Source organism: Rhodopila sp., from assembly GCF_965276935.1.
Classification (GTDB): Bacteria; Pseudomonadota; Alphaproteobacteria; order Acetobacterales; family Acetobacteraceae; genus Rhodopila.
In genome coordinates, this window is sequence record NZ_CBDIBS010000004.1 from 898,034 (window position 1) to 916,700 (window position 18,667).

Sequence of the window (18,667 nt, forward strand, 5' to 3'; positions counted from 1 at the left end):
GCCGCCGCGCTCAGCCTGCCAGTTCCGGGCGGCGCACCCGCTGCGGCATCCGCCAGTCAATCCCTTCCAGCAGCATCGACACCTGTGCAGCCGTCAGCGACACCCGCCCAGTGGTCGTCACCGGCCACACGAAGTGGCCCTTCTCCAGCCGTTTGCTGAACAGGCACAGGCCCTGACCATCATACCAAAGCAGCTTGACCAGACTACCGCGCTTGCCGCGGAAGGCGAACAAGGCGCCGCTGAACGGGTCCTCCGCCAGCACCTGCTGGGCCAGCATCGCCAAGCCATCCATCCCTTTGCGCATATCGGTGTGCCCGCAGGCCAGCCACACCCGCGCACCCAATGGCAAGCTGATCATCCGCGCAGCGCCGACAGCACGCGTCGCAAGGCACGGGGATCGACTTGCGCGTCCACACGCAACGTCGTGCCGTTCGGCAGAACGATCTCGATCAGACCGGCCGGTTGGGCCGATGTAGGGGGTGGCGTCGGCGCCGGGATCATGCTGCCTTCGACGTGCGGCATTGTCCTGCCAGCCGCCACTTCAACCCGGGCAAAGCGTCCAAGCATCGGCGCCGCGACACTCGGCTGCGCCGCCAGCAAGGCCTGTCGCCAGCTATAAAGTTGACCGGTGCCGATGCCGTGCTGACGCGCCACCTCGGTCGGTGACGCACCAGGCGCCAGGCTCTGCGCCGCGATCGTCTGCTTCTGCTCAACCGTCCAGCGTCGGCGCCGCTCACCGCGGGTAATCAACTCGACCGGCGGCGTGCGAGCGCTCTTATGACTGCTCGTATGAGCGCTCTTTGGCGCCGCAGGCATCGCGGCTGGGTTCGCGTTCGTCTCCATGAGACAAACCCATCACATTTTCAGCCGTCAGCGCCAGGTGGGCCGAACGCGACGCTTACTGCGCATTAGACTCGAGACCCAATTCAGGAAGCTTGTAACAGAACGGCTGACTAGCCTCCCAATCCAGGTAGGCTTCCCAAGTCCAATGCGGTGGCGGCTTTGGCCCCAACATCGCATCCTCCTCAGGAAGCTTTGCGCGATCGAGAGCGTCAAGCCGTTCCAGGACGCCCAGCGCACGTTCACCGATCCGCGCCAGTGGCCCTGGCGCGGGACCGGGTTTCGGCGTCGTGCGCCGCGATCGCGGCCGTGCCGAGCGTCTCCCATCAGCTTGTTGAGGCTGATGCCACGTGAGGCGGCGAGGTGCTTGAGGCGCTCGCAGGTGTCGTCGAGAAGGCGAACGGTCACCGTGCTCATGGGAATTCCTCTCAACATTCCGACGGAGGTGAAATCACGCAGCCAGCCCATTGGAGCGCGGCGCGACATCGGCCACCTCTGCCTTAGCGGGCTGTTTGATGCGCCCGCAGGAATGTCCGAACGTGCCGCACCGCCAGGGGAATCAGATCCCTGGGTTCCTTCCAGGGATACAGGCTCACCTGAGCGTTCGGCGCCAGACGCGCGGACTCCATGGCCACGGCGTACGGGTGCGCGGGGACATCGTCCGGCAGGATCAGTATGGGCGTCTGGCAGCCGCACACGAAATCGCGCGTCACGGTGAAGACGAAGTCGGGGTTGGAGCGGTACATCCTGTTCAGGAAGGCGTCGACCATCGCCATCGTAATGTTGGGCCGGCGGGCGCACAACTCCGGGCCCCAGCCGTCGATGTTGTTGTTGTAGATAAGGTCGGGCATCTCCGGACGGGCTCCGCTGGGCTGCGCCAGCACGGCGGCGACGATCCGCCCGGGTGCGCGCCGCAACAGGTTCCAGATGAAGGGACCGCCGATGCAGAAGCCCACTACCAGGAATTTCTCGATGCCAAGATGATCCATCAGGCCAAGTTGATCATCGGCGTGGGCGTCCCAGGGCCGGTCGATTTCGAGCGGGCCGGAGGACTGGCCGCCGTTGGCGTTGCGCAGGTCCATAGTGATGCAGCGGTACTCGTGTCTGAATTCCTCGATCGCGTTGAACGGCCCTTTTTCGGTGACGAAAGGAATTGTCGAGTTCAAGCCCCCACCGGGGATGAGTAGCAGAGGAAAGCCGGAGCCAGTCTCTTCATAGTAGATGCGGACGGCGCCTTGTTCATAGATCGGCATGGCATTTCCTCCTTCTAACGTGATGTCATGCATACCGGTGCAGTGCGAACGTCTGCCGCGCCGGCCGACAATTACTATGATCGGACATCGACGACATCCTGGGCAAAGATCATGTCTTCCTGCCCAACCAACGCGGCATCGTCAGACGATGACAGATAGCGGGCGAAGAGCCATACGCCATCTTCCGGATTGGAGATGATCTCGACCTCGGCGCCCGTAGCCAGCATCACCCGCGTGCCGACGGCGAGCGCGCGGATGTTGATCGGATCGCTCATTTCGCCGCCTGGGCTTCTGTTGGGACCTCGCGCGACGCGGTGCGGCGCCACGGCATCAGCTCGTCCCAGCTATTGGCCTGCATGAACTGGGCCCAGCGGCGATAGAGGTTGCGCATCGGCTCCTCGCTCGCCTGCGCCTTACTCAGGTCGACGACCCGGCCTGGCATTTCCAGTCCATCCCACTCATAATTCTCGACCGCGTGGCCCATCCCCATCTCGTAGGTGTAGGGGTAGCGGCGCGCGATCGTGCCGCGGCTGGCGGCATGGGCGTAGTTCCAGTTCTCCATGTCGTCCTGCTCGGTCATGCCCGCTGGCCCTGAGTAGCGGATGTAGTAATCGCGCAGGAAGTTCTTGACCTGTTTCGGCGCGTCGCGGTCGACGAAGAAGAAGCGCCACACTTCGGTTTCGTGCGCGCTTTTCGGGTGCCACACCGCCAGCGTGCGCGGCTGCCGAGGAAGTAGCGCCACATTGGGAAAGATCTCGCCGGGCGCGCCGAGCAGCCGGCTGTTGGCGTTTGGACGACGCCGCCGCTCCTCCTCGCAATGGCGGAAATACTCGGCGACCTCGGGCGAATTCTGATAGGCGGCCTGCGGTTGATGATCCTTGGGCAGCATGTAGGTGATCGTCTGGTGTCCGCGATCGGGAAGGGCGACGTGCAGCTTGCGGCTTGTGTTAAACTCGTTGTAGTCGCGCCGGCTGTGCCCGCTAGGCCCCGCGCCGACCAGATCGACTGAGCGATGCGAGATGTTGTGGTATGTATCGCCGCTGAAATTCTCGGCCGGAAACTTCCAGTTGCACGGGATGATCCACTTCTGCACGCCGCCCAGCAGTTCCGCCTGGCCTTCCCGCCCATCCCAGCCGTCAAGGATCAGATCGAGGAAGCGCCGGAATTCGCCAAGATATTCGAGAAACGGAGGCGCCGAGGCATCCCAGTTGGCCCATACAGTGCCCTTGTAGCAGCATAGCTGCGCGACCTCGACGAGGCCGAATTTTGACTTATCGAGTTCGGAATGATAAGCCTCCCGGAAGAACGGCACCCCGACTAGCGCGCCATCGGTGCCGTAACTCCAGCCGTGATAGGGGCAGGTAAAGACCGCAGTGTTACCATCATCGTAACGGCAAACCTTCATGCCGCGATGGCGGCACGAATTGAGGAAGACATGCACCGCGCCGCCACGGTCGCGGCATAGGATGACCGACTCCTCGCCCATGCGCGAGACGAAGAAATCGCCAGGTTTGGCGATCTGACTTTCATGCCCAACAAACAGCCAGGAACGGGCAAAGATACGCTCCTGCTCCTCGGCATAAATGTCGTCATTGACGAAAATCTCGCGGCTGATACGCCCTGTGGCGAGATCGACAAGGCCGGGATGAAAACCCCGCGTCGCGTTCATCGGCATCGCCTTGCCTCCGATCAAGCTAAAAGAAAAACGTCAGGTTCTTCGTCAACAACACATTCTGATCGAGGATGATCTTCCGCCGAGCGATCAGCCAGCCGTCACCGGTTCGGCGCAGCGTGTCCTCGCGCTTGCCAATGAGCAGGTCTGTCTCGGTCTCGACACGGTTGCGGTAAATCAGGAACCGGGATTTAACTTTGACCTCCCGCGGCGTGCTGGCATCGGGCGTCACTCCAAGCAACTGCACGTTCGACACCATGTGAGTGATTCGCGATGGCGGCTCCTCCGCCCAATGGATCCCAGTCTGGATCTGGCGCACCCGGCGCGTAAGCGTGTCCTTGCCCTCATCAAACCAGCTGATGTCCTCGGTCTCGCGAGTGAATTCACGGGTGGTGTCGCCATATTTGACGTTGCGCCGCATCGGCATCCAATAGCGAATGTCCTCGGCCAGCAGGGCCAGCCATTCGTCGTGCCGCCGCTCATCGAGCAATTCCGCCTCAGCATAAAGAAACCCGGCGATCTCCTGGGCCAGCATCAGTACGGCGACACGATCGCTCACTGCTTACCTCCCTTTGCATTCCCTGGGGCTAATTCCCTTCGGCGCAATTCGGTTCCGGCCATCGCTTCGAGCACGCGGGCGACGATCGGGAAGCCTTCCTGCCCCCAGCCGAGCGCCTGAGCGCGCTTGTAGATATCCGAGGCAAGCGCGCCCAGTGTCGCCGGCGCGCCGACGTCACGGGCGAGCTGACAGGCGAGCTCGATATCCTTGGCGACGATGTCGAGTGTGCCGCCTGCGGCAAAGCTGCCAGAAAACACCCCAAGTGCAATGTTGTCGAAGGTGCGGCTTTGCCCGGCGCTGACAGGCACGATTTCGGCCAGGATGTCGAGGTCGATCCCGGCCCTGGCCGCGACGAGCATTCCCTCGATCGAAGCAATGAAGTTGGTGTAGCCAAGGTACTGCGTCACCAGTTTGGCGGTCGCCCCGGTACCGCTTGGCCCGACATGGAAGACATTGGCGGCGATAATATCGAACAACGGCCGGTATTTGGCGAAAGCGGCGTCGCTGGCGCCGATCATCACGGTCATCGCCGGCGGGCGGCCGCTGACCGGCGCATCGACCAGTTCGACCCCACGCGACCGGCAGGCTTCGCCGATGCGAGCGACAGTCTTCGGCGCGTTGGTGGTCAGATCGATATGGACGGCACCTGGTCGCAGGCCGGCGAGGATGCCGGTCCGTGGTTCCAGCATCGCCGCCTCAAATTCCACGGGGCCGGGAAGCGACGTGAACACTACCTCGTTGTCATGCGCCGCGAGGCAGGCGCTGTCGGTACGTACAGCACCTTGCGCACACACGACCCCGGTAGCCTCCGAACGGCGGTCATAAACCGACAGCGAATGACCGGCGCGGATCAGGCACTCCGCGATCGGGGAGCCCATCGTCCCAATGCCGACAAAGCCAATTCGCATGGTGTTGTCGCTTTCCCGTCGGAGATCGATCATCGGCTGATCGGTCATGGATGACAAGCGGGAGTGGTGGTTTCGGCAAGCCGAAGGCCGCTCCAGCAACCTGTGAAAATCCTTGCGCGGAAGCACACCGGAGAGGACAACATCGCTACCGTGCCACACCCCGCATCGACGCCGGCGAACCAGGCAGCGTAACGATTGCGATCGGCACCAGCTTGCTGTTGCTGACTCGGAACACCTGCATCGTCTTGTCGATGAAGTTTCCAACGTAGATATAGGCACTGTTTGCGCTGTAGGCGATGCCCTCCGGCAGTGCACCCAGCTTGGCGTCGCCGGTCGGTGCCAACTTGCCGTCCGGGCCAATCGCCATCAGGACCAGTTCTCCGTATTTAGTCTTGAACCAGTCGCTGCCCTTCGCGCCGGACCCCTGCAACAGCGGGGCGGCGACCGACTTGCCGTTTGGCGCGATCGCGAAGCCTTCGGGCCCATTGCCCGGTGTCATCAGATTGATTACGTGCGGATGCGCGCCGGTTGCCTCGATCACCACCTCGGCGTCGGCGTTGTTCTTCATCGCGCCGGTGTTGGACGCGATGACGTATTTGCCGTCCGGCGTGACATCGATGTTGTAAGGGTTCAGCGCGGATGGAACATCCAGGGCCGGATCATAAGTGACCTTCTGCCCGTCGATGCTCAGCACGCCGATCTTGTTAACTTGGTTTAGGCAGACGAAGGCGCGCTTGCCGTCTGGGGCGATGACCACCGCCGCGGCCTCCTGCCCCAGCGGCACGTCGCCCAAGGACTTCACCACGCCGTCCTGGATCGACAGCACGGAGACGCTCTTGCCGGCGCGGTTCGCGACCAGCGCCATATCACCCTTGTGGGAGATCGCCAGGCCTGACGGCTGCATCCCCACAGTGACCGTATCGGCTAGCTTCGGCGGGTTGGCGTTCAGGTCGATGACGAACAGCTTGTTGTCCGGTGCGCTCTTCCAGGCGCTGCCGTCCTGGTTCATTACCACCGAGTTCGCCACCAGTCCCAGCCTTCCGTCAGGCGTGATCTGCAGATTGGTCGGCGGGCCGAGCAGCGAGTTGGTCAGCGGGAGGGAGGCGCGGATGCGGGGTTTGGCGGGGTTGGATACATCCATCACCAGCACCGCATCCTTGCCGGCCGGTCCATTTACCTGGCCGTTGGCGTCATAGGTGATCTTCTCGTCCAATCCGATCAGGATGTCGTTCCTGCTGGCCACGGCGGGCGTCGCCAGTAGCACACATGACACGACAATCGCGGCTCGTGCGATCATGGTCCGTCTCCCCTCGTGTTATCGTTACGGCCACGCTAGGCGATGCCCGGGCAGGGCGCAAGCTTGACGCTGAATGTCGCCTCTGCAACCGTGATGGTAAGGAGAAAGATCAATGAAATTCGATGTCTTCTATAAACATCAGTCGTCGCGGTTCCGCATGGCCGCCTATTTGCCATGAAGCTTGGCCTGTCGATCGGCTACTCAAAGGCGCACATGGACCTGCCGGTGAAGCTGGTCCAGCGCGCCGAGGAACTGGGCTACGATTCAGTCTGGTCGGCCGAAGCATATGGATCGGACGCTATCTCACCACTGGCCTTCCTGGCGGCGGTAACAACACGCATCCGTCTTTGCACCGGGATCATGCAACTTGCCGCCCGCACGCCCGCCAATGCGGCGATGTGCGCCGGCACCCTCGATGCGCTGGCCGGCGGCGGCCGCTTCATCGCCGGTCTGGGTGTCTCCGGCCCACAGATCGTCGAAGGCTGGTATGGACAGCCGTGGGGACGGCCGTATTACCGCCTGAAAGATTATGTCGCCATCATGCGCAAGATCTTCCAGCGCCAGGAGCCTGTCACTTATGAGGGGCGGGAGATCAGCCTGCCCTACTCCGGCCAGGGCGCGGCCGGCGTTGGCAAGCCGCTGAAATCCATTCTGCATATGAACCCCGCCATCCCGATCTACCTGGCCACCGGCAACGAATCGACGGTAAAGCTGACGGCGGAGGTCGCCGATGGCTGGCTGCCCATGGGTTTCGTGCCCGGCTGCATGAAGGAGTACGGACCCTGGCTGGACGCCGGTTTCCGCAAGGGTGGTAGAAGCGCCAAAGACTTCCAGATCCAGGCAAGTGTCCATGTTGAAGTCGCCGACGACGTGAAAGCCGCACTGGCGAAACTGAAGCCCGAGGTCGCGCTGTATGTCGGCGGCATGGGCCACGCGGACAAGAACTTCCACAAGGATCAGATGATCCGCCGCGGTTTTGCCGAAGCAGCCGACCGCATCCAGGAACTCTATCTCGCGCATCGCAAGGACGAAGCCATCGCCGCCGTTCCGGACGAGTGGGTGGACATGAAGTCGCTCGTCGGTCCGCCGGTCCGCATTCGGGACCGTTTCCGGGCCTGGGAGGATTCTGGTGCCACCGGCCTGACCGTCCGATCCCGCCAGCCCGAAGCGATCGAGGTGATGGCCCAGGCCGCTCGCCTGAACTGAAACCGGAAGGAGACAGTGCGCTTCAAGGACAAGGTCGCGCTGATCACCGCCGCCGCCAGCGGCATCGGGCGTGCCACGGCGAGGTCACGGCCGCCGAAGGTGTACTTGCCGTGTAGGTCGATAATCATTTGGAACGCCTGGACGCGACGGTCGGGCGGTTAGGCGATTGGGCACACGGGAAACGATATGAGGCCCTGGACCAGGAGCAGGTGGACGCCGTCGTCGATGTCACGGTGCGGGGATTTGACCGTATTGACATCCTGGTGAACGCGGTTGCCGGCAGCACGATCATTGCCAGGTCATCCGCCACGGTCGAGGCGCATTCGCTGGATGACTAGCAGCGCGTCATCGCCTTCAACCTGGAGGCGCGTTGCTGTTCAGCCATGCGGTCGTGCCGATGATCAAGCTGCGTAAATCAGGCAAGATCGTCAACCTGGCCTCGATCGCCGGCCATGGAACCAATGCCAGCAGCGGCAGCCCCTATGCCGCGGCGAAAGGCGGCATCATCGCCTTTACCCGCAAGCTGTCTTCGAATTGGGGCTATTTGGCATCAACATCAATGTGATCGCGCTTGGCCTGACGTTGATGGAGCGGATCGAGCCGGACTGGAACCAACGGTCTCCGGATCAGCAGGCGGCGCAGATCGAGTCGACGCCGCTGCGGCCGCCGGGTGGGGGAGATCTCGGATCAGGCCAAGATTATCTGCTTTCTCGCCTTCTCAGATGCCGACTTCGTGACCGGTTTGACGATCGATGTTACGCTGGGTTATCAGGCTGGGAGCGGCCCTTCTTATATTGTGGACCGCTTTCTTCAGCCCTGACGGCCAGACTGGCGGCGGAAAGGTCGTGACCGTACGCCGCGGGCTGGCCGCAGTCGGGTCCACCAGAGTGCCGCGAAAAGTAGGGTAACCGCGGTCCATGCGACAAGTGCAACGGCAAGTCCCTTTAGGCCATGTCCGGTCGCGGCACGATTGAGGGCGGCAGCCGCGGCTGCCGAGGCAGCAAAATAGGCCAGGATTGTGGCGAACGGGAATGCGATCGGAAAAACACGATTGGACCACACTGCCGTCACACCTACCAGCACAAGGCCTCCGAACAGGCGGCTTACCGCTGCGCCGTTCATGCCGAACAGCGGCACCAGGATGCCGGCGGCCAGCACAGTGGCGGTTATGGTATATACGGTGCAGATCGCGTTCTTGCGGGTATGGCCGGGCATAAGCAGTCCGACATTGAATGCATGGCTGAGCGCAAGGCAGGTCACGGCAGCAAGGCAGCAGGCCAGAATAAGCGGTGAAGCCACGATGCCCGGCGCGATCAGTGAAAGCACGAGATCACGCGCCAGCCAGACGCATCCCGACAGATAGCCGCAGATCAGCGCCAACACCGTCGCGGTCGCTATGAAAAAGCTGCGGCCTTCGTCGACGTCATTGATTCGTTTGAAGCGCTCGGGCGGGAACCACAGGCCAAAGGGGATGACAATCGCCTGGGACAGGATCGCCGCGACCTTCAGGTGCAGCGCGTAGACGCCCACCGCGACGACGCCAGTGAAGTCCGCCAGGAACCAGCGGTCCGTCATGTCGGTTACTGCATAGATGACGGTGGTGAGCAGCAGCGGAAATCCGTAGTGCAGCGCGTCGCGGTAACGTGCCCAATCGATCCGCGGCACAGGACGCAGCGCCGCCACGGCGGCCATACCCACCAGCATCACGCAGCCGCCCCGCGTCAGGAACACCAGCCCGACCGACAGCGATACCATCCCGCTGTTCGCCTGGATACCGAGCAGCAGCACGAGATACAGCAGGTTGCGCGACAGCAGCAGGGCGGCGAACAGACGGACCGCGCCAGTTGCCCGGAACGCGGTCTGCATCATCAGCATTAGCGCCTCGCCTGCGACCGTCAGCAGCAGGGCCGTCGTCCAACCCGAATGGAAACTGAGATGGAAGATAATGCCGATCACCAGCAGGCAGAGTGCGGCAGCGGGCAGTGTCGTCACCAGCAGGTTGCCGGTGACGACGCGCAGCGGCAGGTGATCGACCCGGAGCTGTTTGACTATGGCATGGTCAATGCCGAACAACACGATTGAGGCGACAGGTATCAGGACAGGATCGAGCAGTGCCCAGACGCCAAAATCGGCTGGCGTCAATGCGCGCCAAAGCACACGCGTCTGCACCAGGATAAGCACGGCGGCCAAGCCGGTGGCGATACCGTAGATGACAATATTGCTCAGTTCGGGATCACGCAGACGGGAAAACAGCCGCACGCGACGCTCCTTCGCGAGCGGAAAAACTGCTAGGATTTCAGGTAGTGACATCAATCCACGTGATGCTATCAACCGTCAGTCATGACTATCGAAGGCAAACGATCCTGATGCCGGATGGTTGCTGGCTGCGGAATCGTTTTAGCCCGCGACTGCCATCTGGTCATTGATTACCCGCGCGATGCGGCGCAGCGGATGTGCCCAGTTTCGGGCGTTATACCACTGCGGTCGCTGCCGGTCCGACCTCAGCCTCTGCCAGGGCTGCTCAAACAACGTCTGCGACCGCGGTCTGGTTCGCGCCTTCCTTCCGATATTGATAAAAGGTGTCACGTATGACTGCGTCACCGACCGGTACTGCTGTCCCTCGGGTTCCGGCATACCAAGTCGGAAGCCGTCCTGCAGCTCGCGGTCCGCCAGCGCGTCGAACCAATGGCCCGACAGGGAGAGGAACCGGCCGAAATTCGTGTCCCATTGCCGAGATACCTGGCTGTGGTGCAACGGGCGCTTGGGGGAACCCAGGCGCCGCTGTCTCTGCCGGCCATGGGGAATATAGCTGTGGGAACGGCGTGGATAATCGAAAGTGAGGTCCTCACCAGGAACTACGCGGTACTCCCGACGGGCCTGCTTTCGTACAACGGCATTAAGAGACTGTAGGAGAACATCCCAAGCAGCAAACCCGTCGTCAGCACAACGTCCGTACTGTCGAAGCTCTGTTGAGCTGGATGAAACCTTTTGTTTGTGATCGTTATGAGAAACTCGGTTCGCCGCCCAACAGAATGCATCAATAACACACGATCGCAAGCGCAACTCTTTGAAGAAGCGACGATACCGCAGGCATCCTCGGATGGCTTTGAGGAAACCATGATCAATTCGCATGATGAGAGTCACTGCAGCGACAACAGCAAGCGAAACCCAGATCAACAGAGTAATAATGGACGTGGCGTCGACAATATCCACCAGTACACGCAAGTTAGGGGGCCAGAACATTGACAACCTCATTTGTCAGCAGCGTAAGAATTTGCCTGCAATGATCATACACTTGGACTTGAACACTGGGAAAGCGCAATCGGCCTTCAACCCGTATCGCTATACATCTTAATTCCACAGCGTTGCTATCCGCCAGTTCATACTTCTCATTTCCACGTGAAAGCTGGCGAGGTTCGATCAGGCCAAGATGAGCCTTGACAGGAATGAGGTTTCGCTCATCTGGACACGCCGTCCCTCTTTGACCGACTTACCAATGTACATGATTTCATTACCACCAAAACCAGGAACAGCGCTCGCCTTCCATACTGACGCCCGCAGGCGGGAATGCGTGTGGCGGCTCCTCGCCGCTAAGGTATGCTCCCAACTGTGGACAACGTGGAGCAGTTCTCCAGCGACAGGAACAGAATAGGCAGGCGTTTTACCAACCAGCGTGAATCCTGACCGACGGCCACCGGCGGTCTGCCGTCATGGCCGTCGCCAGCCAGCAATTTTTAGGTCGTTGCCCATGAATGGAAAAGGCGCATGACCAACCCGTACCGTCCCTGGCCTGCACGACCCTTGCCAGCCAGCATCATTCCCCGAACCGCGGCAGATGCTCGGCCAGTTCAGCATAAGCCTTGTTGTCGGTGCGATCATAACGCAATGGCGTAACGACGATCTTGCCGGACCGCAGCGCACTATAATCACTCTCGGGCCCCTGCCGAATCTCGCCACGCTTGAAGTTCAGCCAGTGGTAGCTCATGCCGCGCGGATCGACCCGGGTTTCGACGTGCATTCCAGCCACCATGCCCTCACCCTGGCGTGCCAGCGTCATCGGCCCCGCCTCGGCCGCCGGGATCGGTGGAAAGTTGATATTCAGCACGGCTTTCTCGCCCCACCCGATCGCCAGCAGCGAGCGGATCGTCTTAGCTGCCAAGCTACGCGCCGTGTCCCAGGGAACGTCGTCGCGCTGCGAGAATGCCTGGCTCAACGCCAGCGCCGGCACGCCGAGCATCATCGCCGTCATGGCGCCCCCGACGGTGCCGGAGAAGACGGTTTCCATCCCCAGGTTCAAGCCGCGGTTGACGCCGGACAGTACAAGTTGCGGCGGTGTTTCCCGCATCAGATGGCAAAGGCCCAGCGCCGCGCAATCGCCGGGTGTGCCGGAGACGCCGAACCGCCGCTCCCCCCGCTCACTGATGCGCAGCGCGTGATGCAGGCTTATGGCGTGCGACTGGCCGCTCTGGTCGTGTTCCGGCGCCACCACCCAGACCTCGCGGGCGATCTGCGACGCGATTTCCTCCAGCACCGCCATGCCGGGGGCGTCGATACCGTCGTCGTTCGTCAGCAGGACCCGATCAAGCACTGCCCGCACTCCTTGTTGGTGCCGCTGTTTGACCCGGTTGCGTCCAGCCAATCAAGGGGCCAGCATTCCGAGCAAACGCACGGGAGGACGTTCATGCTGATCATCGACGCGCAGGTGCATATCTGGGGCAGCGGCCAGCCGAGTGGACATCATCGGCAGACATCGCTGTTCACCGCGGAGGAGCTGGTCCAGGAAATGGATCAGGCCGGAGTGAACGGTGCGGTGCTGCACCCGCCAAGCTGGGACCCCAACTCCAACGAGATGGCGATCCAGGCCGCGGTTAAGTATCCCGACAAGTTCTGCAGCCTGGGCTGGTTCGCGCTGGACGATCCCAACTAGCGCAAACGCACCGAGACGTGGAAGCAGCAGCCCGGCATGGTCGGCCTGCGCTGGTCCCTGACGCGGGAGGGGCAGGAGACCTGGCATGAGGACGGCACCATGGACTGGCTCTGGCCGGCAGCGGAGAAGGCCGGCACGCCGATCGCCACCATGGCCTGGCGCTTCCTGCCGCTGTTGCGGCAGATCGCCGAACGGCATCCGGATCTGAAGCTAATCATCGACCACTTGGGGCTGGTGCGTTCGGCGCAAGGGCAGGCGGCGTTCGCGACCTTTGAAGATCTGTTGCCGCTGGCGAAGCTGCCCAACGTGGCGATTAAGGCAACCGGCGCGCCTGGCTACTCACGGGAGGCCTACCCGTTCCGGGATCTTCACGACGGGCTGCGCCGCATCTTCGACGCCTACGGCCCTGACCGGTTCTTCTGGGGCACCGACATCACGCGGATGCCATGCCGCTACCGACAGTGCGTGACGATGTTCACCGAGGAACTGCCGTGGCTGAAGGGACGTGATCTGGAGACGGTAATGGGACAAGGGGTGATCGACTGGCTGGCATGGGAGCGGCCGTAAGCGTCTGGCAACGTATTTTCTCATCGCCTAAGGCCACCTGCATGATCTTTGGCTTTCCGATCAGATCGCTCCGATTTCGAGCTGTCATGGCCGGGCTCATATGAGCCCGGCCATGACGAATTGGCGCAACGTGATCGGAGACCGCTCTAATCGCGCTCTTGCCAAGCGGCCTTAAACCCTTGAAACCGTGTCGGTATCCGCTTGATCTCCTGGATTACATCAGGCGGCACATCCCAACCGGCCTCAGACGAATCCGCCCGCAGGTTCAGCGCGTCGCTCAGGCCGCCGAAGCGCGCCTGGATCCGCGCCGCGATCTCCTTGTGCGTGCCGACCGCGGCGAACAGGTGCACCACATCGTCCGGCACACGGCTCGCCAATTCGCTCCACTTGCCGGCTTTCGACATGGCATTCAACTCGCGCCCCAGATCGCCTAGGCCGTGCAATTCCAGCACCCCCCAATATCCTGGCGTGGTGGCATAGAACGCCACCCGCCCGCGCACGACTTCGAACATCCTCGCCACCGCTGCCTCATCGGCGCCGGTTGCGACGAAGCCGCCGCCAGTGATCTCGAAATGCGTCCGGGGCCGGCCGCCGCGGGCCATTCCCTCTCGCACCCGTGGCATGATCTCGGTCTCGATGTATTGCCGCGTGCAGAACCCGTGCAGCCGTACGCCGTCCGCCACCTCCCCGGCCAATCGCAACGAATGCGGCCCGACCGCCGCCAGCGTCACCGGCACCATCTTCTGACCCGTGGAGGGCGGCATGAAATACGGCGGCATCAGCGTGAAGCTGTAGTGCTGGCCTCGGAAATCCAGCTTCGCGCCGGTTTGCCACGTGGTCCAGATCGACCGCAATGCATGCACATACTCGCGCAACCGTGGCGCCGGCGCAGTCCACGGCACGCTGAACCGCTTTTCGTTGTGCGGACGTATCTGTGGCCCGATCCCCAGCACGAACCGCCCGCGGGAGGCGTTCTGCAGATCCCAGCAGGCGTTCGCCACCACCATCGGGCTGCGCGGAAAGGCGATCGCCACCGAGGTGCCCAGCTCGACCCGCTCCGTGTTCACTGCGGCGATGGCGTGCGCCAGGAAGGGATCGTGCTTGTTCTCCATCGTCAGCAGGCCGTCGTAGCCGGCCGCCTCGGACGCGCGGGCGGCGGCGGCCGTGGTTCGCAGGTCCGCCTGCGGCAGGGTGTTTAGCACGCGCATCGGTCAGTGCCCCCTTTGGTCATTGCCCCATACGTCATTGCCCCGTAGGTCATTGTCCCTTTGGTCAGCGTCCATGGAACATCGGCCGGCGCTTCTCCTTAAATGCCTGCACCGCCTCCCGATGGTCCTCGGTCTGCGAGCAGCGAGCCTGATGCAACGCCTCCAGCTCCAGCACGCTGGCGAAATCCCCCGTTTCGGCCGCGAACAAGTTCCTTTTTGTGTAACCAAGTGCCACCCGTGGCATCGCCGCGATCCTGCGGGCCAGCACCAGCGTGGTTTCCAGCAGTTCAGCATCATCGGCAACGCGGTTGACCAGGCCAAACGACAATGCCTCATCCGCGCTGATCATGTCGCCGGTGAAATACAGCTCCCGTGCCTTCGCGGTCCCAATCAAGCGGGTCAGGCTCCAGGTGCCCCCCCAGTCGCCGGACAGACCAATCTTGATGAAGCCGGTGCCAAACTTGGCCGACCGCGCCGCCACCCGCAGATCGCAGGCCAACGCCATGCTCAGGCCGGCGCCGACCGCGACACCGTTGATCATGCCGATGATCACTTTCGGCGTGTCATGCATCAGCATCGGGATGCGGTTGGATTGCCGAATGCCGGCGGCGCGTTCCTCGAACACGCGGGCGGAGCGTTCGCCCATCGATTTTACGTCGCCGCCGGCGCAGAAGCCGCGCCCCGCACCGGTCAGCACGATGCAGCCGACGGACGGGTCAGCACCCAGCCGGTGGATCGCCTCCAGCAGGCCCAGCCGGATTTCGGCCGACAGCGCGTTCAGCGATTCAGGCCGGTTCAAGGTCAGTATGGCAACGCCGTCTTCGACGGCTTCCAGAAGGTCGGGCATGGTCGGTCTCCATTCTCTCTCGCCGTGAGCTTGGCTTGACCGGCGGCTGGCTGCAACATCGGGACAGCTATGAAGCTGGCCGCAATCCCGCGCATCGCCCGCTTTGAGATTGAGACCATGGGATCGAGACCGGCGGCCTGGAACAGCACACAAGCCGCCGGCGTTGTCTGGCAAACGCTTCCCGCCAGACCATTCGCCTTACCTGGAAGGAACTTCCATGCTTGGCCTTGTCAACACGCCTAATGGCACCGCTCCGGTGGAGCTGCGCGAACTGGCCGAACCCAATCCCGCGCCGAACGAGGCACTGGTCCAGGTTCACGTGTTTTCCTTGAACCGTGGCGAATTGCGTTCGTTCCGTAACAATGAGGCAGGCTGGGTTCCCGGACAGGACATCGCCGGCGTGGTCCTGCGGCAAGCCGCCAATGGCGAGGGGCCGCCCGTCGGCGCGCGTGTCGTCGCTCTGGTGGACGAAGGTGGCTGGGTCCAACGCGTAGCCGTGCCCAGTCACCGCATGGCGATCCTGCCGGATGCCGTCGGTTTCTCCCAGGCGGCGACGTTGCCGGTGGCCGGGCTGACCGCCCTGCGGACGCTTCGGCATGGCGGCCCGTTGATCGGACGCCGGGTGCTGATAACGGGTGCGGCGGGCGGTGTCGGAACCCTCGCCGTGCAGATCGCGGCGCGCTCCGGCGCCCATGTCACCGCCGTCGTCGGCCGGCGGGACCGCGCGGCAGGTCTGATCGAACTCGGCGCGACCGAGATCATTGAAGGCATCGATGCCGCGCGGGGCCGCTTCGCTCTCGTCCTGGAATCGGCCGGTGGCGCATCGCTGATCAAGGCAATCCAGGTGATTGAACCGAAGGGAACGATCGTGGTCTACGGCAACTCCTCGACCGAACCGTCAACGATCAGCTTTACTGATTTCCGCGCCGCGCCGAGCGCCCGTATCCAGAGCTTCAGCTACTTCTATTCGGAAGCCGAGGAGCGATTTGCGCCCGACCTGGCGCTACTGGTCTCGCTGGTCGGCGACGGGTCGCTGAAGCCGCGGATCGGCCTGGAGCAAAGCTGGCGCGAGATCGCCACGGTGGCCGACAGGCTGCGGGACCGGAACGTTGCCGGCAAAGCGGTCTTGTTGGTCGAAGCGAGCTGACGGCGGAGCGCTTGTGCCATTGCTGGCGGAGCCGACCAGGGGTTAACCTGCGCGCGGACAATCAGCCTGAAACAATCAACCTTTGGGAGGGCGGCCATGAAACTGGCATTTTTCGACGATTTCAAACTTGGTGTCGTCAAGGGCGAGTCGATCCACGACGTCTCGGCGGTGGTGCGGGACATCCCGCATGTCGGACCCGGCGACCTGATCAACGGCCTGATCGCGCGCTTCGCTGATTACCGCTCCGCCCTGCGGGATGCTGCGACTGGCGCCGGCACGCCGCTGTCCAGCGTCCGCATCCGCCCGCCGCTGCCAAAGCCAGGCAACATCGTCTGCATGGCGGTGAACTACATGGAAGACGGCACGCTGGACAAGCCGGCGCCGATCAACGCGTTCCACAAGGCAGCCACCGCCATCATCGGCCCCAACGACACCATGATGCTGCCCGACGTCCCGGCCACGATCTTCGAAGGCGAGGCGGAAATGGCCGTCGTCATCGGCAAGCGCGCGAGCCACGTCCCGGCCGCTCAGGCGATGGATTACATCTTCGGCTACATCAACTTTATCGACGGCTCCGCCCGCGGCCTGCCGCCGTCCGGCAACGTCTTTTTCCAGATGAAGTCCCGCGATACCTTCGCCCCGATCGGCCCCTATCTGGTAACGGCGGATGAAATCGAGGACCCACAGAAACTGCCGATCAACCTGTGGATTAATGGTGAGCTGAAGCAGTCCTTTAACACCGACGACATGGCGCACAACATCGCCCGCTGCATCGAGTGGGCAACCTCGATCCATACGCTTGAACCTGGCGACATCCTGGCTACCGGCACCAATCATCGTGGCCTGTCCAGCTTCATGGACGGCGATGTGGTGGAACTCGAAACCCAGGGCCTCGGTCGGCTGCACTTCAATATCCGCGACGAGCTGAAGCGCACCTGGTCGCGGGAGACCCGGCTGGACCGGCAGAAGAAACGCCAGGACGGGCCGACCCACCAGTTGACCGGCAAATACGCGAAGTCGGCGTGATCGCGTACTTGGTCGTCCGCGCGGTCGTCGCCGATCGCGCGGATCGCGCGCTGTTCGACCATTGGTATCATATGGAGCACCTGCCGGACGCGCTGAGAGCTTTTAACGCATTATCCGCCATGCGTGGCTGGAGCATGACGGACCCATCCGTGCACATCGCCTTCTACCGGTTCGGCTCCCTAGCGACCGCCCAGGCCATTGCCGACAGCCGGGCAATCAAGGACCTGATCGCCGAGTTCGACCGTGTGTGGGGATCACGTGTCGTGCGCAGCCGCGATATTCTGTCTATTGCCGACGAACTGAAAGGAGTTCCCCCACCATGAGCGACCCTGAGATCGTCCAGCTACGTGCCACCATTGCCGCTCGGCCGCGTGCGACCGAGATCGCGGAGATGCGACGGAATGCCGACGCGCGCGGCAAAGACTTCGGCCTGGCCACGGATGTGACGGTGCAGCCGGTCGATGCCAACGGTGTGCGGGCGGAATGGACATCCACGCCTGACGCCGACGCGTCCAGCGCCATCCTGTATCTGCACGGCGGCGGCTACCTTCTCGGCTCGCTTGACAGCCACCGGCATCTGGCGGCCGAAGCCGGCCGAGCCGCGGGCGCCCGGACGCTTGCCTTGGATTATCGTCTGGCGCCGGAGCATCCATTTCCCGCGCCAGTGGAAGATACCGTCGCCGCGTATCGCTTCCTGCTGGACAACGGCATCAGGCCGAACCGCATCGCCCTTGCCGGCGACAGTGCGGGCGGCGGACTAGTGGTCGGCGCGATGCTGGCATTGCGGGAAGCTGGACTGCCGCTGCCGGCCTGCGGCTGGTGCATTTCGCCCTGGGTGGACATGCAAGCCCTTGGCCAGTCGTTCATCGATCGCGCCGCCACCGATCCGACGGTGCAGAAAGACACCATCCTCAACATGGCGCAGGTGTACCTCAATGGGGCCGATCCGCGTCACCCGCACGTGGCGCCGCACTACGGCGACCTGCGCGGCCTGCCGCCGCTGCTGATCCAGGTCGGCGCCGCCGAAACGTTGCTGGACGACGCGATTAGCCTCGCCCGCAAGGCCGGCGTCGCCGACGTGGTGGTCGATCTGCAGATCTGGCCCGAGATGATCCACGTCTGGCACCTGTATTTCCCGGTGCTGGCCGCCGGCCGCCGCGCGATCGCCGGCGGCGGGTCCTTTATTCGTAACGCGTTTCGCGGGGAGTAG

Annotated in this window: 21 protein-coding genes and 1 pseudogene; 9 read left to right on the forward strand and 13 right to left on the reverse strand. The window is 62.9% G+C overall.

Features of this window, described 5'->3' with window-relative positions; all coding sequences use genetic code 11:
• Nucleotides 1-10: 10 nt before the first annotated feature.
• The 8 genes from tnpB to ACQY4S_RS20455 all read right to left on the reverse strand — a co-directional run bounded on the left by tnpB (nt 11) and on the right by ACQY4S_RS20455 (nt 6,529).
• Entirely contained in the window at nt 11-358 is a 348-nt protein-coding gene (gene tnpB / locus ACQY4S_RS20420) for an IS66 family insertion sequence element accessory protein TnpB (RefSeq protein WP_428483620.1), read from the reverse strand.
• Nucleotides 355-843, reverse strand: a complete 489-nt coding sequence (gene tnpA, locus ACQY4S_RS20425) for an IS66-like element accessory protein TnpA (RefSeq protein ID WP_428483619.1) — start codon at nt 841-843, stop codon at nt 355-357. Before tnpA ends, tnpB begins: the two co-directional genes overlap by 4 nt.
• Nucleotides 844-1,340: 497 nt before the next feature.
• The gene (locus ACQY4S_RS20430) at nt 1,341-2,093 is read right to left on the reverse strand and encodes an alpha/beta fold hydrolase (protein WP_428487040.1); all 753 of its coding nucleotides are present in this window, start codon (nt 2,091-2,093) and stop codon (nt 1,341-1,343) included.
• 74 nt (nt 2,094-2,167) lie between these two features.
• The gene (locus ACQY4S_RS20435) at nt 2,168-2,368 is read right to left on the reverse strand and encodes a hypothetical protein (protein WP_428487041.1); all 201 of its coding nucleotides are present in this window, start codon (nt 2,366-2,368) and stop codon (nt 2,168-2,170) included.
• A complete protein-coding gene (locus ACQY4S_RS20440; protein WP_428487042.1) occupies nt 2,365-3,762 on the reverse strand; it encodes an aromatic ring-hydroxylating dioxygenase subunit alpha in 1,398 nt (465 codons plus the stop codon). Before ACQY4S_RS20440 ends, ACQY4S_RS20435 begins: the two co-directional genes overlap by 4 nt.
• 25 nt (nt 3,763-3,787) lie before the next feature.
• Entirely contained in the window at nt 3,788-4,300 is a 513-nt protein-coding gene (locus ACQY4S_RS20445; RefSeq protein ID WP_428487043.1) for a 3-phenylpropionate/cinnamic acid dioxygenase subunit beta, read from the reverse strand.
• Between the two features lie 20 nt (nt 4,301-4,320).
• Entirely contained in the window at nt 4,321-5,265 is a 945-nt protein-coding gene (locus ACQY4S_RS20450) for an NAD(P)-dependent oxidoreductase (protein WP_428487044.1), read from the reverse strand.
• 112 nt (nt 5,266-5,377) lie between these two features.
• Nucleotides 5,378-6,529 (reverse strand): YncE family protein, encoded by a 1,152-nt coding sequence (locus ACQY4S_RS20455; RefSeq protein ID WP_428487045.1) that lies wholly within the window; start codon nt 6,527-6,529, stop codon nt 5,378-5,380.
• Between the two features lie 174 nt (nt 6,530-6,703).
• On the opposite strand from ACQY4S_RS20455, the gene ACQY4S_RS20460 reads away from it, so the two are divergent.
• From ACQY4S_RS20460 to ACQY4S_RS20470, 3 genes are all read left to right on the forward strand, one after another.
• Complete coding sequence (locus ACQY4S_RS20460; RefSeq protein WP_428487046.1) at nt 6,704-7,735, forward strand: LLM class F420-dependent oxidoreductase; 1,032 nt, start codon at nt 6,704-6,706, stop codon at nt 7,733-7,735.
• A gap of 128 nt (nt 7,736-7,863) precedes the next feature.
• Nucleotides 7,864-8,073, forward strand: a complete 210-nt coding sequence (locus ACQY4S_RS20465; RefSeq protein ID WP_428487047.1) for a hypothetical protein — start codon at nt 7,864-7,866, stop codon at nt 8,071-8,073.
• A 32-nt stretch (nt 8,074-8,105) separates the two neighbouring features.
• Nucleotides 8,106-8,300, forward strand: coding sequence for an SDR family NAD(P)-dependent oxidoreductase (locus ACQY4S_RS20470; RefSeq protein WP_428487048.1), 195 nt, complete (start codon nt 8,106-8,108; stop codon nt 8,298-8,300).
• A gap of 245 nt (nt 8,301-8,545) precedes the next feature.
• On the opposite strand, the gene ACQY4S_RS20475 is transcribed toward ACQY4S_RS20470, so the two are convergent.
• The 3 genes from ACQY4S_RS20475 to surE form a co-directional block, all read right to left on the reverse strand.
• Complete coding sequence (locus ACQY4S_RS20475) at nt 8,546-9,994, reverse strand: lipopolysaccharide biosynthesis protein (protein ID WP_428487049.1); 1,449 nt, start codon at nt 9,992-9,994, stop codon at nt 8,546-8,548.
• A gap of 138 nt (nt 9,995-10,132) precedes the next feature.
• Nucleotides 10,133-10,978 (reverse strand): hypothetical protein, encoded by an 846-nt coding sequence (locus ACQY4S_RS20480; protein ID WP_428487050.1) that lies wholly within the window; start codon nt 10,976-10,978, stop codon nt 10,133-10,135.
• A gap of 571 nt (nt 10,979-11,549) precedes the next feature.
• Nucleotides 11,550-12,323 carry a 5'/3'-nucleotidase SurE gene (gene surE, locus ACQY4S_RS20485; protein ID WP_428487051.1) on the reverse strand — a complete coding sequence of 258 codons (774 nt, stop codon included), beginning with the start codon at nt 12,321-12,323 and terminating at the stop codon, nt 11,550-11,552.
• Nucleotides 12,324-12,416: 93 nt separating this feature from the next.
• Here surE and ACQY4S_RS20490 point away from each other — a divergent pair, with 93 nt between their 5' ends.
• Together ACQY4S_RS20490 and ACQY4S_RS20495 are read left to right on the forward strand one after the other, a co-directional pair.
• Nucleotides 12,417-12,662: a hypothetical protein gene (locus tag ACQY4S_RS20490; protein ID WP_428487052.1), complete on the forward strand. Its 246-nt coding sequence runs from the start codon at nt 12,417-12,419 to the stop codon at nt 12,660-12,662.
• A 21-nt stretch (nt 12,663-12,683) separates the two neighbouring features.
• Nucleotides 12,684-13,229: pseudogene (locus tag ACQY4S_RS20495) on the forward strand (amidohydrolase family protein); the annotation flags it as partial.
• Nucleotides 13,230-13,375: 146 nt separating this feature from the next.
• Here ACQY4S_RS20495 and ACQY4S_RS20500 read toward each other — a convergent pair.
• Nucleotides 13,376-14,437 (reverse strand): TIGR03617 family F420-dependent LLM class oxidoreductase, encoded by a 1,062-nt coding sequence (locus ACQY4S_RS20500; RefSeq protein WP_428487053.1) that lies wholly within the window; start codon nt 14,435-14,437, stop codon nt 13,376-13,378.
• Between the two features lie 64 nt (nt 14,438-14,501).
• Entirely contained in the window at nt 14,502-15,284 is a 783-nt protein-coding gene (locus ACQY4S_RS20505; protein WP_428487054.1) for an enoyl-CoA hydratase, read from the reverse strand.
• Between the two features lie 217 nt (nt 15,285-15,501).
• On the opposite strand from ACQY4S_RS20505, the gene ACQY4S_RS20510 reads away from it, so the two are divergent.
• From ACQY4S_RS20510 to ACQY4S_RS20525, 4 genes are all read left to right on the forward strand, one after another.
• Nucleotides 15,502-16,431 (forward strand): zinc-binding dehydrogenase, encoded by a 930-nt coding sequence (locus ACQY4S_RS20510; protein ID WP_428487055.1) that lies wholly within the window; start codon nt 15,502-15,504, stop codon nt 16,429-16,431.
• A gap of 96 nt (nt 16,432-16,527) precedes the next feature.
• Nucleotides 16,528-17,457, forward strand: a complete 930-nt coding sequence (locus ACQY4S_RS20515) for a fumarylacetoacetate hydrolase family protein (RefSeq protein ID WP_428487056.1) — start codon at nt 16,528-16,530, stop codon at nt 17,455-17,457.
• 8 nt (nt 17,458-17,465) lie between these two features.
• Entirely contained in the window at nt 17,466-17,780 is a 315-nt protein-coding gene (locus ACQY4S_RS20520) for a hypothetical protein (RefSeq protein ID WP_428487057.1), read from the forward strand.
• The gene (locus tag ACQY4S_RS20525) at nt 17,777-18,667 is read left to right on the forward strand and encodes an alpha/beta hydrolase (RefSeq protein ID WP_428487058.1); all 891 of its coding nucleotides are present in this window, start codon (nt 17,777-17,779) and stop codon (nt 18,665-18,667) included. Before ACQY4S_RS20520 ends, ACQY4S_RS20525 begins: the two co-directional genes overlap by 4 nt.